Source organism: Ralstonia sp. PBBBR1, assembly GCF_002256165.1.
Classification (GTDB): domain Bacteria; phylum Pseudomonadota; class Gammaproteobacteria; order Burkholderiales; family Burkholderiaceae; genus Ralstonia; species Ralstonia thomasii.
On sequence record NZ_NKIL01000007.1, the window covers coordinates 120200 to 134238 of the forward strand.

The 14039-nt window shown below is 65.4% G+C and carries 17 protein-coding genes; 7 read left to right on the forward strand and 10 right to left on the reverse strand.

The genetic code is table 11. The features are described 5' to 3' along the window. Nucleotides 1–65: 65 nt before the first annotated feature. The 4 genes from CFE42_RS14015 to CFE42_RS14030 form a co-directional block, all read right to left on the reverse strand. Nucleotides 66–1358 (reverse strand): NAD(P)/FAD-dependent oxidoreductase, encoded by a 1293-nt coding sequence (locus CFE42_RS14015; RefSeq protein ID WP_004628722.1) that lies wholly within the window; start codon nucleotides 1356–1358, stop codon nucleotides 66–68. After that, nucleotides 1355–1711, reverse strand: a complete 357-nt coding sequence (locus tag CFE42_RS14020; RefSeq protein ID WP_004628721.1) for a c-type cytochrome — start codon at nucleotides 1709–1711, stop codon at nucleotides 1355–1357. The genes CFE42_RS14015 and CFE42_RS14020 overlap by 4 nt, the downstream gene beginning before the upstream one ends. 133 nt (nucleotides 1712–1844) lie before the next feature. Continuing rightward, on the reverse strand, nucleotides 1845–2663 hold the full coding sequence (locus CFE42_RS14025) for a BON domain-containing protein (protein ID WP_004628720.1): 819 nt from the start codon (nucleotides 2661–2663) through the stop codon (nucleotides 1845–1847). Nucleotides 2664–2703: 40 nt separating this feature from the next. Further along, nucleotides 2704–3081 (reverse strand): YraN family protein, encoded by a 378-nt coding sequence (locus CFE42_RS14030; protein WP_004628719.1) that lies wholly within the window; start codon nucleotides 3079–3081, stop codon nucleotides 2704–2706. 35 nt (nucleotides 3082–3116) lie between these two features. Here CFE42_RS14030 and rsmI point away from each other — a divergent pair, with 35 nt between their 5' ends. Beyond that, nucleotides 3117–4019 (forward strand): 16S rRNA (cytidine(1402)-2'-O)-methyltransferase, encoded by a 903-nt coding sequence (gene rsmI, locus CFE42_RS14035; protein WP_004628718.1) that lies wholly within the window; start codon nucleotides 3117–3119, stop codon nucleotides 4017–4019. A gap of 26 nt (nucleotides 4020–4045) precedes the next feature. On the opposite strand, the gene CFE42_RS14040 is transcribed toward rsmI, so the two are convergent. Further along, nucleotides 4046–4777 (reverse strand): septal ring lytic transglycosylase RlpA family protein, encoded by a 732-nt coding sequence (locus CFE42_RS14040; protein WP_024542308.1) that lies wholly within the window; start codon nucleotides 4775–4777, stop codon nucleotides 4046–4048. Between the two features lie 201 nt (nucleotides 4778–4978). On the opposite strand from CFE42_RS14040, the gene CFE42_RS14045 reads away from it, so the two are divergent. From CFE42_RS14045 to CFE42_RS23935, 3 genes are all read left to right on the forward strand, one after another. Then, complete coding sequence (locus tag CFE42_RS14045) at nucleotides 4979–5635, forward strand: MBL fold metallo-hydrolase (protein WP_004628716.1); 657 nt, start codon at nucleotides 4979–4981, stop codon at nucleotides 5633–5635. Beyond that, nucleotides 5632–6363 (forward strand): hypothetical protein, encoded by a 732-nt coding sequence (locus CFE42_RS14050; RefSeq protein WP_004628715.1) that lies wholly within the window; start codon nucleotides 5632–5634, stop codon nucleotides 6361–6363. Before CFE42_RS14045 ends, CFE42_RS14050 begins: the two co-directional genes overlap by 4 nt. A 274-nt stretch (nucleotides 6364–6637) precedes the next feature. After that, nucleotides 6638–6904 carry a hypothetical protein gene (locus CFE42_RS23935; RefSeq protein WP_004628714.1) on the forward strand — a complete coding sequence of 89 codons (267 nt, stop codon included), beginning with the start codon at nucleotides 6638–6640 and terminating at the stop codon, nucleotides 6902–6904. Nucleotides 6905–7029: 125 nt separating this feature from the next. Here the strand turns inward: CFE42_RS23935 and arsC are convergent, their stop codons facing one another. The 4 genes from arsC to alc form a co-directional block, all read right to left on the reverse strand. Then, nucleotides 7030–7380 (reverse strand): arsenate reductase (glutaredoxin), encoded by a 351-nt coding sequence (gene arsC / locus CFE42_RS14060; protein WP_004628713.1) that lies wholly within the window; start codon nucleotides 7378–7380, stop codon nucleotides 7030–7032. Between the two features lie 235 nt (nucleotides 7381–7615). Further along, complete coding sequence (locus CFE42_RS14065) at nucleotides 7616–8890, reverse strand: M20/M25/M40 family metallo-hydrolase (protein WP_004628712.1); 1275 nt, start codon at nucleotides 8888–8890, stop codon at nucleotides 7616–7618. A gap of 93 nt (nucleotides 8891–8983) precedes the next feature. Then, nucleotides 8984–9511: an ureidoglycolate lyase gene (locus CFE42_RS14070; protein ID WP_004628711.1), complete on the reverse strand. Its 528-nt coding sequence runs from the start codon at nucleotides 9509–9511 to the stop codon at nucleotides 8984–8986. After that, nucleotides 9508–10518, reverse strand: coding sequence for an allantoicase (alc, locus tag CFE42_RS14075; protein ID WP_004628709.1), 1011 nt, complete (start codon nucleotides 10516–10518; stop codon nucleotides 9508–9510). The genes CFE42_RS14070 and alc overlap by 4 nt, the downstream gene beginning before the upstream one ends. Nucleotides 10519–10861: 343 nt before the next feature. Here alc and CFE42_RS14080 point away from each other — a divergent pair, with 343 nt between their 5' ends. Genes CFE42_RS14080 through CFE42_RS14090 form a run of 3 tightly spaced genes read left to right on the forward strand, consistent with a single transcriptional unit; the run spans nucleotide 10862 to nucleotide 13526 of the window. Beyond that, a complete protein-coding gene (locus tag CFE42_RS14080; protein ID WP_004628707.1) occupies nucleotides 10862–12202 on the forward strand; it encodes a C4-dicarboxylate transporter DctA in 1341 nt (446 codons plus the stop codon). Between the two features lie 37 nt (nucleotides 12203–12239). Continuing rightward, nucleotides 12240–12935: a GntR family transcriptional regulator gene (locus CFE42_RS14085; protein ID WP_024542307.1), complete on the forward strand. Its 696-nt coding sequence runs from the start codon at nucleotides 12240–12242 to the stop codon at nucleotides 12933–12935. Nucleotides 12936–12941: 6 nt separating this feature from the next. Beyond that, entirely contained in the window at nucleotides 12942–13526 is a 585-nt protein-coding gene (locus CFE42_RS14090; RefSeq protein WP_004628703.1) for a YigZ family protein, read from the forward strand. 3 nt (nucleotides 13527–13529) lie between these two features. Here the strand turns inward: CFE42_RS14090 and CFE42_RS14095 are convergent, their stop codons facing one another. Continuing rightward, complete coding sequence (locus tag CFE42_RS14095; protein ID WP_238563729.1) at nucleotides 13530–13955, reverse strand: hypothetical protein; 426 nt, start codon at nucleotides 13953–13955, stop codon at nucleotides 13530–13532. Nucleotides 13956–14039 lie beyond the last annotated feature (84 nt).

The following is a 14039-nucleotide window of genomic DNA, read 5'->3' on the forward strand; positions in this document are numbered from 1 at the left end:
CCGCTTACACGACTTGCACAATCTTGCGCATTGTTTGTGCCCGGGGCTGCACCTTCCGCCTACATTCAACCCAGCATGTCCGACCAGATGGCGCGGCTCCAGCCTTGCGCCAGCTTGCCCTCCGCTGCGGAAGGCGCTTCGGAAAGCCCGCCGGCGCCGGGCACCGTCACCATGGTGTGCTCGGCCGGGTCGTAGCGGTGCACGGTTGCCACGTGCATTGCCTCGTCGGGCGTGGCAAAGCTGTAGCAGGTGTTCGTATACAGCGGGGACGCATCAGGCGCGTGGCCGGCGAGCATCGCCACCACGGCGGCGGCGGCCACCTTGCCGTGCTGATTGGCCATGTGGCCCGACTTCGGCATCAGCGGCGCGGTCTGGATGGCATCGCCAATCACATGCACGCCCGGAGCCACCTTCGATTCGAACGAGAGGAAGTCCACTTCGCACCAGCGCCCGTTGGCCGTCGCCAACCCGGCTTGCACGGCAATCGCCCCGGCGCGCTGCGGCGGGATCAGGTTGACGACATCGGCCTGCACGTCGTCCTGCACATCGAACGTGAGCACGCGGCCCGTGGCATCGATGTCGACGGCGTTGTATTGCGGGCGATATTCGATGTGCTGCGGATAGCGCTCTGCCCACACGCGCTTGAACAACGCGCCTTTGGAGGTGACGTCATCGTTGGCATCGAGGATGAGCACACGCGAATCGGGCTTGGCGCGCTGCAGCCAGTGGGCGATCAGGCACGCGCGCTCGTACGGCGCGGGCGGGCAGCGGTACGGCGCCAGCGGAATGCTGATCGCCACCGTGCCGCCGTTGGGCATGGCTTCGAGCCGATGGCGCAGCGCCAGTGTTTGCATGCCGGCTTTCCAGGCGTGCGGCGCCTGCGCGGCGGTGGCCGCATTGGCGAGACCGGGAATCGCCCCCGGCACGAAGTCGATGCCGGGCGAGAGGATCAGCCGGTCGTAATCAAGCGTGCCGCCGCCTGCCAGCCGCACCTGCTTGGCTCCCAGGTCGATAGCCGATGCGCGGTCGCGCACCCACCGCACGCCGTGGCGCTCGACCAGCGCGTCATACGGCACGGTGATCGACGCCATGTCACGGTCGCCCGACAGCACGAGATTCGACAGCGGGCATGAGACGAACGCGGCGTTCGGCTCGACCAGCGTCACGTCGACATGGCCGCCGGAAAACACGCGCACGTACTTGGCAGCCGTCGCGCCGCCGTAGCCGCCGCCAACCACTACAACGCGCGCATTGTGCACACCCGACAGCGAAGCGCATGCGGCCAGCGGCCCGGCAAGCGCAGTTGCCCCGAGCGCACGCAGGAGTGCGCGTCGATCCTTGCGCAGCCGTTCGCTCATGGCGCCTCCTGCGGTTGGCGCGACAGCCAGCCGGCAATGGCGGCGATCTGCGCATCGTCATAACCGCGGGCGATCTGGCCCATCACCGTGGAGGGGCGCGCGCCGCTGCGAAAGGCTTGCATGGTGTCGATCAGCTCGGCCTGCGAGCGACCGGTCAGCGGCGGCAACGTCTGCGCGGGGAGCTTGGCGCCAGGGGCGGTATCGGCGTGATGGCAGCTGGCGCACGTGGCAGCCCAGGTGCGGGCCTGCGGATTGGTGGGGGGATGATCGGCCGCATGGGCCACATCGGGCGCAGGGGCCGTAAGCAGCGCCGCAAGCAGTGCTGCGGCGGCAGGGCGGTGGACGACGGGCATCGGGGGGCTGCGAAGTCGCGGGAGCGTCATACGCTAACACGCACGGCCGGCCATGCGCCCTGTGATGCGTGCAGCCAACAAAAAACGCAGCGCGGTGGCTGCGTTTCTTGCGATGCGGTGTGGCCGCGCTGGCTTACGGCAGTTGCTTGCCCGGCGGCAGCGCGGGCGAGGTGGTCGGCGAGACGGTCACGCCCGGCGCGGCCGATGTGACGGGTGCCGGTGCCTGCGTGGCCGTCGGCGTACCCTGCGTGCGGGTTGGCGTGCCTTGCGACGCGTCGGGCGCGGTCGACGGGTTGGTCGACGTGGCATTGGCGTCCAGGCGCTTGCGCTCGTCTTCGGTCACGTAGTCGAACACCTTCACGACCTTGTTGACGCCGCTCACGGTGCGCACGGCTTCGGTGGCGCGGTTGCCTTCGGCCTCGGTCACCACGCCCAGCAGGAAGACGGTCTGCGCTTCGGTGGTCACCTTGATGGAGTTCCAGGGCAGGCCTTCCGTGCCGGCCAGCACGCTCTTCACCTTGGTGGTGATGTACGTGTCATTGGTGCGCGAGCCGAACGTGCTCGACTCCGGCGTCACCACGATCTCGTTGACGACCTCACGTGCGTTCTGCAGCTTCTGCGCGTATTGGCCGATCTCCTGCTTGGTCTGCTCAGTGCCGGCTTCGCCGGTCAGCAGGACCTTGCGGTTGTAGACCGTCACGTTCACGTGGGCGCGGCCGTCGTAGCGCGAGATCAGCGTGTTCTCGGCTTCCATCTGCAGGCCGCGGTCGATGGTCTGGGTGGCGGTCGGGCGACGGTCGGTGGCAAGCGCCACGCCGCCGGCCACGGCGCCCGCAAACAGCGGGAAGCAGGCGGTCAACTGCGTTGCGGTCATGCCGGCCAGGGCGGCCAGCACTGCGGTGCGCGTGACCGTGCGACGGAAACGGGCAAACGTAGGCGACGAGAGTTTCATGCTGTCCTTGAATGAAGTGCGGAAGAAAGAAGAGCGGGGTTCATGCGTCAACACCAAAGGCATCGCGCATCCATTCGATACGCGCGCCATCGATGGCGATGACGTCAAAACGGCAGGCCGGCACATCTTCAACCTGCCGCGCGAGAAAATCTTCAGCCGCGGCAATCAGGCGACGCTGCTTGGCGGGCGTGACACTTGCGGCCGCCCCGCCGAAGCGCTGCGTGGAGCGCGCCACGCGGGCACGCACTTCAACGAACACCAGCGCGCCGGCGGCATCGCGCATCACCAGATCGATCTCGCCGCCCTTGCAGCGATAATTGCGGCTGACCACGGCCAACCCGCGCGCCTGCAAGTAGCGCAGCGCGCGGTCTTCACCGGCTTCACCGGTGGCGGCTGTGATGGGCTGCGGCGCATGCATTCGCGGTTTGAATCAAGTAACAGAGAGAAGTTCTCGTGAGTGATCCTGACTGGACCCTGCTGGCGCACGACCAGCACTATCCCGCCGGCGCATTATATGTGGTGGCTACCCCCATCGGGAACGCTGCCGACGTGTCGCTGCGGGCGCGTTACGTGCTGGGCATCGTCGACGCGGTGGCCTGCGAAGACACGCGCAATACCGGGCAACTGCTCCATCGGCTGGGGCTGTCGCGGCCGATGCTCGCGGCGCACGAACACAACGAGCGCGAGGCCGCTGCGCGCATCGTCGCGCGGCTGGCGCAGGGCGAGCGCATCGCCTATGTGTCGGATGCAGGCACGCCGGGCGTATCGGACCCGGGCTCGCGCATTGTCGAGGCGGTGCGCGCTGCAGGCCAGCGCGTGATTCCGCTACCGGGCGCGAGCGCGGTGGTGACGGCGCTTTCCGCCGCCGGGGAATTGCTCGACACGTCCGGCGGGCAGTTCACCTTCGTCGGCTTCCTGCCGCCCAAGGCCGGGCAGCGCGAAGCGGCCATCCGCCAATGGGCCACGCACGGGCCGGCATGGGTTCTGTACGAGGCGCCGCATCGCATCGAGGCCACGCTCGCCGCGTTGGCAGAACACCTGCCCGCCCGACGCATCCTGATCGGCCGCGAGTTGACCAAGCTGTTCGAGCAGATCGTCGTGCTGCCCGCTGCGGATGGGCCCGCATGGCTTGCCGCCGATGCCTCGCACGGCAAGGGTGAATTCGTGCTGGTCGTGGAAGGCGCAGGCGCGCAGGACGCGGCACCGACCGCCATGGCGGCGGATCAGGTCTTGCGTCTGCTATTGGTCGAGCTGCCCGCCAAGCGCGCAGCCAAGCTGGCCGGAGCGATTACGGGCGCGTCGGTAGACACGCTGTATCAGAGCGCGCTGGCGTTGAAAAACGAAGGGAAGGACTGAGGCAGGACGGTGGCCGAATCAGCGGCTCAGCGGTGCTTGGCGCGGCGCTTCATCGCCTTCTTCTTCGCCGGTGCGGGTTCATCACCCCCCACATCGGCATCGCCGTCGTTGCTGGCGACATCGGTCTGCGTCAGCTCAGGGCGCAGCGCTTCAACTTCCGCCCGTGACAGTCGGCGGATTTCCACCTGCGTCGAGCCGCGCTTGACGAAGTCCAGCCGCTTGGCCGCGGCATACGACATGTCGAGGATGCGCTTGCCATAGTAGGGGCCGCGATCGGTCACCTTGGCCACGACCACGCGGTCATTGGCGAGATTGCGCACCAGCACCCAGCTCTGCAGCGGCAGCGACGGATGCGCCACCGTGAATGCATGCATATCGAAGCGCTCGCCGCTGGCGGTGCGGCGGCCGTGGAAGCCGCGGCCGTACCAAGACGCCAGGCCGCGCTGTTCGAAGGTGCCGAGGTCAGCGCGCAGGCCGGGGCTCGTATCGGTGTTCTCGTCGAGCTTGAGGCTGCTCGAATCCGGCACGCCACGGAACGACAGCGTGCCCCAGGCATCGGGGTTGTCGCGCGGGTCGGCCAGCTTCAATGCAGGCGCAGCGGGTTTGCTGGCCTGAAGACCGGATTGCCTGCCCGCGGGCGGTTCGCTAGGAACTGCGGCACAGCCCGCCAGCACCAGCAGCGCGGTGCCATGCGTCAGCCAGGCACGCAGGGTGCGGCCGGCCGGAAGGCTGGAAATCGGACGGGTCAACTTGAGCATGGCCGCGAGTCTAACATGCATGCTTCGATCGTTTATTTACATTTCCTATTAAAACGATCACATCATGCTGTCATCTCGCACCAATTTTGTAATATTTTCTTTCCGATGTAACGGCGCACCCCGCAAGCCCAGTGCTGGCGCGGGCTCAGCCCGATACAATCGGGTTATCCCTGCCACGTGCAAATGCGCACATAAGATCACATGAAAGTCGTTGTCGTCCCCGTTACGCCGTTTGAACAGAACTGCACGCTGCTGATTGGTGACGATGGCACTGCCGCCGTCACCGACCCGGGCGGCGATATCGAGCGCATCCTGGCTGCCGCCAAGCAACACGGCGCGCGCATCGAAAAAATCCTGCTCACGCATGGCCACGTCGACCACTGCGCCGCCGCCGACGCCCTGCGCACGCAGCTCGGCGTGCCGATCGAAGGGCCGCAGAAGGATGAAGCGTTCTGGATCGATCAGCTGCCAGCGCAGAGCCAGCGCTTTGGCTTTCCGCCCGCCAAGGCGTTCGTGCCCGACCGCTGGCTGGAAGACGGCGACACCGTGGAAGCCGCAGGCCGCACACTGCAGGTGTTCCACTGTCCTGGCCACACACCCGGCCACGTGGTGTTCTTCAGCGCGCAAGACCGCGTTGCCATCGTCGGCGACGTGCTGTTCGCGGGGTCGATCGGCCGCACCGATTTTCCGCGTGGCAACCATGCGGACCTGATCAACGCGATCCGTACCAAGCTGTGGCCACTCGGCGACGACGTCACCTTTGTGCCGGGCCATGGGCCGGTCTCGACCTTTGGCGAGGAGCGCGCCAGCAACCCGTACGTTGCTGACCGCCTGTTTGCCAACGAGGGCTCAGCATGAGCGGGACCACCAACGACAGCGCCAAGGACAGCGCCAACGAGAGCGACGACCCCTTCGCCGACAGCGCGCCCGCTGCGCCGGCCGACAAGCCCCGCCGCAAGCGGGGCAACCAGCTGCCCGACACGCGGCCCGAAATCTACGTCAGCACAGACATCGAGGCCGACGGCCCCATCCCCGGACCGCATTCGATGCTGAGCTTTGCCAGCGCGGCGTACCTGGCCGACAAGACGCTCGTCGGCACGTTTGAAGCGAACCTTGAAACGCTGCCGGGCGCAGAAGGCCACCCGATCCAGATGCAATGGTGGAAAACGCAGCCCGAGGCATGGGCCGCGTGCCGCACGAACCTCGAAGCGCCCGAGGTGGCCCTGCCGCGTTACGTGGAATGGATCGAGAGTTTGCCCGGCAAGCCCGTGTTCGTGGCGTTTCCGGCGGGCTTCGATTTCACGTACATGTTCTGGTACATGATGCGATTTGCAGGGCGCTCGCCGTTTGGCTGGGCGGCGCTCGACATCAAGACGCTAGCTTTTGCGCTCACTGGCATGCCGTATCGGCGCAACGTCAAAGCGGCCTTCCCCGAGCACTGGCACGACCCGCTGCCGCACACGCATATCGCGCTGGATGACGCAAAAGAGCAAGGCGCGCTCTTCTGCAACATGCTCGCCGAACTGCGCAAGCGCGAAGGCGAGCGCGCCGCCGCACAAGTGTCCCAGCAATCTGCTCAGGATTGAGCGCCGGACACGTCACGCATTTCGCGAAGACCCGCGCGCGGTTTGCCTCTTGCCCGCGTGATTCGCGCACCATGCCGCAACGCAACTTGCGGGGTCGCAAACCCCCGTCTACGCTGGGTTTGTGCGAGGCGACCAGACGACTGCGCCACCCGGCGCCGACAAGCAAAGCCACTCGCATACGCCATTTGCTTGCCGTATCGTCTTCGGGCCGCACGTGCCCCCGACGCCGGTGCGTGCCGGCGTCGGCTATCAGCCAACAACGGGAGGTACCGCGGTGCGATTTTCCCGTGACGCGTTTGACACGCAACACTTGCGAGCGATGACGGAGCGCTTGCATTGGCATCGCAAATCCTCTGCGAAGGCGGTTCCGTTGAGCATGCGTGCGCAGCATCTGCACCACACGCACAGCAACGCGCACCACGACGCAGAAGTCATGAAGGTCGCCATGGTCTCGACCGCGGCGGCGCTGGCAGTGGTGCTTGCCGCCCTGCTGGCAGTAGGTTTCGGGTCAGAAATGGCCCGATGGATGGGCCTGGAATAAACCGGTGCCCTTGCGCGTCTTGACGGACGCAGCCCCGGCCCTCGCGCAAAGCGAGATACGGCCACCCCTGAACGGCCTGTCCGATGGAAATCGGCAGGCCGTTCAACTTTGTGGGGCGCGGTGAATTACTTCAGGAATGCATCGAGCGCTTCGGGCGTGCGGCCGATGATGGCGCGGTCGTTGCGCACGAGCACCGGGCGCTGCAGCAGCTTCGGATGCGCTGCGATGGCCTTGAGCAGCGCGTCGTCGGATGCATCGGCCAGATTGAGCTGCGCGTATTCGTCTTCGTTTTCGCGGATCAGGCTGCGCAGCGGTGTGTCGAGTTGCGCTGCGAGCTTTTTGAGGTCAGCCAGCGTGGGTGGCGTGGTCAGGTATTCGATGACCTCGAGCTGTTCGCCGTGCTTTGCTGTGAAGGATTGGGCTTGTTCGAGGGCGGTGCGGGATTTGGAGCAGCGGGGGTTGTGGTAGATCTGCATGGTTTTTGGGGCTTGTGCGTTGGCTTGGTGGGGGTGTGCTGCAATCTTACGGGCTGGCACTTGGTTGTTGGTTTCGTGGTTGGTGTGGGGGGGATTCGTGTTTTTTGCTGTTGGTCCATCCCCTGTTTCATCCCCTGCCGGGACCGAAAGGGGGGTGGACCACCAAGTCACAAACCCAAAGAACAAAAGGGCCGACAAAAGCCGACCCCGCAACAACGCCCTCAAGCGATATCAATCACCCGCCCAATAACTCCCCCACAGCGCACCCCACCACCACAGTCGCGCCCCGCAGATCATTCAACCGCAGGTTTTCATCCGTGTTGTGCCCACGCGCTTCCATCAACGTACGCGGTCCCGCGCCATACAGCACCGTCGGCACCCCGTGCGCCGTGTAATGCCGGGCATCGGTATACAGCGGCACGCCATGCACCGGCACATCACCTCCAAACACGGCCAGCGCATTCCGTCGCAGCGCGCCAATCAGCGCGTCCACGCCCGGCAGTTCGGCAAGCGGCTCTGCCAAGAGAATGCGTTCGACTGAAACCTCGATCCCCGGCCGTTCTGCCGCCGCGCGCTCGATCACGGCGCGCAGTTCGCCTTCTGCATCGCGCCCGGCTTCTTCAGGAATCATCCGGCGGTCAACGCGGAACGTCACCAGATCGGGCACCACGTTGGTGTTGATGCCGCCCTGGATCAACCCGACGTTGAGCGTTGCATGGTCGATGCCGGGCACGGCGGATTTGCGCGTTGCGAGTTCTGCGCGATAGGCATACACGGCTTGCAGGATATGCGTGGCTGCCTCGATGGCGTCGATGCCCGTATGCGGCATGGCAGCGTGCGCCTGCTTGCCGCGCACCGTCACCTGCACGTGCAGGCAGCCGTTGTGCGCCGAAGTGATGCCATAGGCAAAGCCGGCGGAGATGGCGTAATCGGGCTTGCTTAAGCCCTGATCCAGCAGCCACTTCGGGCCGATATCGCCGCCGGTTTCTTCGTCGTGGGTGAAATGGAGTTCGACGGTGCCATTGAGCTTCGCGCCGCGCTTTTCCGCGTCGATCAGCGCAAGCAGCGCCCACGTGTACGTGGCGAAGTCCGACTTGGACACCGCCACGCCGCGGCCGAACATGGTGGGGCCGTGTTCGGTCTCGACGGTCTCGCCGCCGTACGGATCGTGCGTCCAGCCAAGGCCGGGCGGGACGACATCGCCGTGTGCGTTCATGGCAACCGTGGGGCCGCCGCTACCGAAGGTGTGCCGCACGATCAGGTTGGTGGCGCTGACCATGCCGGCGGCACGTACCTGCGCCTGCGGCACGGCATGCGCCTCGACCGTCAGGCCCAGCGCCTCCAGCAGCGCCTTGGCGCGCACGGCATGCGGAGCGCAATCGCCGGACGGGTTGTCCGACGGCACCTTCACCAGCTCGCGCAGGAATTCAATCTGCTGCGCGTGCGCGGCCTCGACAAACGCGCGGATGTCCGCATCGATGCCGGGGGTGGCGAGTTGAGCCTGGGTCATGTCGATATCTCGCTGATTGTGGTGGAACGGAGATTGAAAGTGACTGAGCCCCCGTTGTGCGGGGGCTCAGGATCGGCACCGATGATGCGATGCTTACAGCGCGGCCTGCATGGCCTCGGCGGTCAACCACACCGATTCGGCCAGGTCTTGCTCGTCGCAGTTGTGGCCTTCGCCACCGCGGTCGACGACGATGAAATCGCTCACCTCGCCCAGGGCCAGCAGCGGGTGATGCCACACCCCACGCGCATAGTTCACGCCTTGCCAGCCACGCGAGACGAACGCGCGCAGCTTGGACGAATCCAGCTCGCCGGCCGGCGCCACAACCACCAGATACGGCTTGTCGTTCTGCGGGATGAAGGCTTGGCTGCCTCGCGGGTGGCGCTCCAGCATCTTGATCTCGAACGGCAGCGTACGCGGCTGGCCACGGAACAGGCTGATCAGCGCGCGGCCGCCCTCGCCCACATCGACGTTGGCGAGGTCATGAAAGCGGATGGTCGTGCCCTGGTTGATGGGGAATTGCTTGGCCCCTTCCAGCTCGATCACATCGCCGAACGGCGCAAAGGCTTCGCGCGTGAGCGGCTCGATGGTCAGCGCGATGCGTGCGGCGGTTTCTTGGCTCATTCGAGCACCCCCCACAGGCGCAGACGCGACACACCACCGTCCGGGAACATGTTGAAGCGCACGTGCGTGACGATGCCCAGGTCGGCGATTTCCGCTTCGTAGTAGTGCTGCAGATCCATCTGCAGCTTCTGCTCGGGCAGCAGCGTTTGCCAGAACATCGCCTGCGTCTTCAGCGAGCTGTCGGTGCCGCCCACCACGCGGGCGGCCTGGATGGAAACGCGGTCAGCGAAGTTGCCCTTGAAGTGGGCGGTGTCGACTTCGATCTTGCGGATGCGGCCCGGGTTGGCCAGGGCGATCACGCACCAGTCGTTGCCCGGTTCGCGGCGGCGGCGCGTTTCCCAGCCATCGCCCATGTTCACGCCACGGCCCGGCATCAGCATGCGGGAGGCCGGCCCAAAATGTTCGTTGTTCGCTTCGACCACGTAGGCGCCGTTTTCCATGGCGGCCAGGTCGAACAGCTTGGTGCGGTCCGCGCCCTTCCAGTCGACCTGCGGCTGGCCGTAGACGCGCAGGCGCGCGATGCCGCCATCCGGGAAGATGTTCAGGCGCAGGTGCGTGAAGGCTTGCGTGCTGGCCACGGCCACGTAGGCGTGACTGTTGCCTTGCAGCGTGGTCGACGGAACGATTTCAGTCCACTGTGTGGCATCGGTCGGCTCGCCATCCGGCAGATAGGCAGCTTCGATGGAAGCGGCCGGCGGAAAGTTGCCTGTGAAGTGGCTGGTGTCGATGTCCACACCCTTCACGACGCCCGGGCGGGCCAGGCGGACGATGCAGTGGTCATAGCCACCATTGCGGCGGCGACGCGTTTCCCAGCCATCCATCCACTTGCCGTGGTCGTCGTACTTGCCGGGAATGAACACCGCCGGCTCGGGATTGAGCATGCGGTCTTTCGGTGCGAAGAATTCGTCGGTCGCGAACGTGGCCTCGGCGCCAAGGCGGGGGTCCGCCAGGTTCGGATATCGGCGCGTGAAATCCGGCGCGTTCGGATCGAGCGTAGGCATCGCCATGTGGAACTCCTTGGTGTTTGTCTCTGGATGTTATACGGCCGGCCCATCGAACAAAAACGGCGAGTCAGGACACTCGAAACTGTGGCGATGGGAACGCCGGAAGTGCAGCGTAAACGGCGGAAGCACAAGGCTTCGCGGGACTGCATGGGTCGATCCTAGCATGTGAATTCAAAAATTGCATACAAAAATTGGATCGCCTATGATGCCGTCAACGCTCGACAATTCGTCGCAACAATTCGTTGCAATCCAGTGAGCGAAACAAAGCCGTGACAACAATCGCAGCAACCCGAACTAGACGATTGGGCGCGGCTTGAGACACCCGTAATCCAAAGGAGGATTCACCATGCAACGCTTTACGCGCCCGTTGTTCGGGCAGGTTTTGATTGCCCTGGCGGTGGGCATCGCGCTGGGCATCTGGGCGCCCGAATTTGCGCAGAAGCTGCAGCCGCTCGGTGATGGTTTTCTGAAGCTGATCAAGATGCTGATCGCGCCGATCGTCTTCTCCGTCGTGGTGGTGGGGATCTGCGGCGCCGGCGAGCTGAAGAAGGTCGGGCGCGTGGGCGGCAAGGCCGTCATCTACTTTGAAATCGTCACGACGATCGCGCTGGCGCTGGGCATTGCGCTGGCCTATCTGTTCGGGCCGGGCCACGGCATGAATGTGGATCCGAAATCGCTCGATCCGGCGGCCATGGCGTCGTACATGACCACCGCCAAGCAGGTGGAATCGACCGGCGTTGCAGCGTTCTTCCTCAAGCTGATTCCCGATACGTTCGTCAGCGGCTTTGTGAAGGGCGACATCCTGCAGGTGCTGCTGGTGTCGATCCTGTTCGGCTGCTCCCTCTCGCTGCTGGGAGAGCGGACCAAGCCGCTGGTCAACCTGATCGATCAGCTCTCGCATGTGCTGTTCCGCATGATGGCCGTGATCATCCGCCTGGCGCCGCTGGGCGTGCTGGGCGCGGTGGCCTTTACCGTCGGCAAGTACGGCGCAGGTTCGCTCAAGCAACTGGGCTTCCTGGTGCTGCTGTTCTATGCAGCCGTGGCGATCTTCGTGGTGGTGGTGCTCGGCACGATCCTGCGCCTGGCGGGCTTCAACATCTTCAAGCTGATCCGCTTCCTGCGCGCCGAACTGCTGGTAGTGCTGGGCACGGCCTCGTCCGACGCGGTGCTGCCGTCCATCATGAACAAGCTGGAGAAGATGGGCATCAAGCGCTCGGTGGTCGGCCTTGTCATCCCGACCGGCTACTCGTTCAACCTCGATGCGTTTTCGATCTACCTGACGCTGGCCGCCGTGTTCATCGCGCAGGCGACCAATACGCCGCTGGCGCTGCAGGATCTGCTGTTGATCCTGGGCGTGGCGCTCGTCACGTCCAAGGGCGCGCACGGCATTCCGGGTTCGGCCATCGTGATTCTGGCAGCTACGCTGTCGGTCATTCCGGCCATTCCGGCGATCGGCCTGGTGCTGGTGCTCTCCGTCGACTGGTTCATCGGCATTGCCCGTGCGCTGGGCAACCTGATCGGCAACTGCGTCGCCACGGTCGTCATCGCCGCGTGGGAAAAGGATATCGACCGGGTGCGTGCCAATGCGGTGCTCGACGGCAAGATCGACATCACCGAGGAAGGCGAAGCGATTCCGCACGGCCTTGGCGTTGCGGCACCTGCAGCCCATACGCTGCCGCATGCCTGAAGCGGCGCTGTTGTCGGACGGCGGTAAAATCGGCGCCATGACTGAAACCACCGCCGCCGACATCTCCTCCGAAGGCATTGCCGATGACATCGCCCAGGCGATCGTCGCGCATCGGCTGCCGCCGGGCACCAAGCTGCGCGAAGAGGCGCTGGCGCGGGTCTACCACGTCAGCCGCACGAAGATTCGCGCAGCGCTGCTGATGCTGGCCAAGGACAAGCTGATCCGCATGGAGCCCGATCGGGGCGCCTTCGTGGCCAAACCCGACGAGACCGAGGCGCGCGAGGTCTTTGCGGTGCGCCGCGTGCTGGAGGTTGCGCTGGTGCGCGAGTTCATCGCCAAAGCGACCCCCGCCGATTACAAGCGGCTGGAAAAGCACCTGGCCGAAGAGCACAAGGTGGCGGCCAGCGGCGACCTGTCGGATGTCCCGCGCCGCAATCGCCTGATGGCCGACTTTCACCTCCTGATGGCCGACGTGGTCGGGAACAGCGTGCTCAAGGAAATGCTGTACGAGCTTTCCGCCCGCAGCTCGGTGATCACGATGATGTATCAGTCGACGTACGACGCCGTGCGTTCATCGGAGGAGCACACAGCTCTCCTGGACGCCGCCAAGCGCGGTGACGTGGAAGGCGCTATCGCCCTGATGGAAGAGCACATGGCGCACACCGAGGCGTCACTCAAGTTCGAATCGCCGGGCGGCCGTGCGACAGATCTCGTAGCCGCCCTCCTCGCCTGACCGCGCGTGCCGACGTATACGCTGCGCGCGCCGGTTTCTGCCGAGCTGGAAATCAAGAAGAGCCGCTTTATCGGGTTGGCCGTGCCAGTCGAAGACCGAGCCGCCGCCATGGACGTCATTGCACGCCTGCGCGCCGAACACCCCGCTGCCACGCACGTCTGCTGGGCGCTCCTGGCGGGCGGCCAGTCGGGCATGTCCGATGACGGGGAACCCTCCGGCACGGCGGGCCGCCCCATTCTGGAAGTGCTGCGCCATCACGACTTGGACGGCACGCTGGGCGCCGTGGTGCGTTACTTCGGCGGCGTCAAGCTCGGCGCGGGCGGCCTCGTGCGCGCCTACACGGACGCCATCGCCACCGCCCTCATGCACGCCGAACGCGTGGAGCGCGTCGCCAGCACCACGCTGACCCTCGTCACCGATTACGCCGATGAGGCGCGCATCCGTCGCTGGATCGACGATGGCGCCTACACGCTCGTCGATGCTGCGTACGATGCGGGCGTCACGCTGACGGTGCGGTTGCCGGTGACGGACGAGGCGGCTGCGCGCGTCGCGTTGCGGGATTTGACGCAGGGGCGTGTGGCAATTACCTAGCGTTTATCGCGCGGGAGCGAGCGGAGCGGCGGGCGTGGAGCCCGTGCAACACGGGCTCTGGCAGTCCGGTTGGAAAACGACGTAGGCGGCTGTCGGCATTTTGGGGGCGACACCCTCCCGTTCCGCGGCACGTAGATGCGTATCGGCTTCCGACGACTCGACTTTGTCGCCCTCGATTCCGACAGCGTCCAGCACGGCCTGGATGCTCCTGAGGCGCAGCACTGCCAGCTCTGGGTCGGGAGCAGGCTCGGACGCCTCTTGCAAGCGCACCCGGTACTTGCCGCCGCTGCGAAAATCGTCTTTGAGCTGCGAATCCCATTCCGCCAGTTTCAGGATTTCGGTGGTCGGCAGTGCAGAGTCGCCGGGCGAGAACACCAGCGGGTGCTCAAGCCCGGTCAGATCGCACGCCAGGGCGGAGGTGCTGAGCATGAGAGCGCCGACAACTGCAGTTCTGCGTAGCATCTTCAGTCTCCGGCATTGAGCCCGCCAGTCGCGATGCGTCTAATGAACAGT

Coding starts and splice junctions, on each gene's coding strand:
- CFE42_RS14045 (WP_004628716.1), top strand. CDS start 4,979: ATGAAAGTCGTTGTCGTCCCCGTTACGCCGTTTGAACAGAACTGCACG.
- CFE42_RS14025 (WP_004628720.1), bottom strand. CDS start 2,663: ATGAAACTCTCGTCGCCTACGTTTGCCCGTTTCCGTCGCACGGTCACG.
- arsC (WP_004628713.1), bottom strand. CDS start 7,380: ATGCAGATCTACCACAACCCCCGCTGCTCCAAATCCCGCACCGCCCTC.
- CFE42_RS14065 (WP_004628712.1), bottom strand. CDS start 8,890: ATGACCCAGGCTCAACTCGCCACCCCCGGCATCGATGCGGACATCCGC.
- CFE42_RS14015 (WP_004628722.1), bottom strand. CDS start 1,358: ATGAGCGAACGGCTGCGCAAGGATCGACGCGCACTCCTGCGTGCGCTC.
- CFE42_RS14070 (WP_004628711.1), bottom strand. CDS start 9,511: ATGAGCCAAGAAACCGCCGCACGCATCGCGCTGACCATCGAGCCGCTC.
- CFE42_RS14050 (WP_004628715.1), top strand. CDS start 5,632: ATGAGCGGGACCACCAACGACAGCGCCAAGGACAGCGCCAACGAGAGC.
- CFE42_RS14020 (WP_004628721.1), bottom strand. CDS start 1,711: ATGCCCGTCGTCCACCGCCCTGCCGCCGCAGCACTGCTTGCGGCGCTG.
- CFE42_RS14030 (WP_004628719.1), bottom strand. CDS start 3,081: ATGCATGCGCCGCAGCCCATCACAGCCGCCACCGGTGAAGCCGGTGAA.
- CFE42_RS14095 (WP_238563729.1), bottom strand. CDS start 13,955: ATGCTCAGCACCTCCGCCCTGGCGTGCGATCTGACCGGGCTTGAGCAC.
- alc (WP_004628709.1), bottom strand. CDS start 10,518: ATGGCGATGCCTACGCTCGATCCGAACGCGCCGGATTTCACGCGCCGA.
- CFE42_RS14080 (WP_004628707.1), top strand. CDS start 10,862: ATGCAACGCTTTACGCGCCCGTTGTTCGGGCAGGTTTTGATTGCCCTG.
- CFE42_RS14040 (WP_024542308.1), bottom strand. CDS start 4,777: ATGCTCAAGTTGACCCGTCCGATTTCCAGCCTTCCGGCCGGCCGCACC.
- CFE42_RS14085 (WP_024542307.1), top strand. CDS start 12,240: ATGACTGAAACCACCGCCGCCGACATCTCCTCCGAAGGCATTGCCGAT.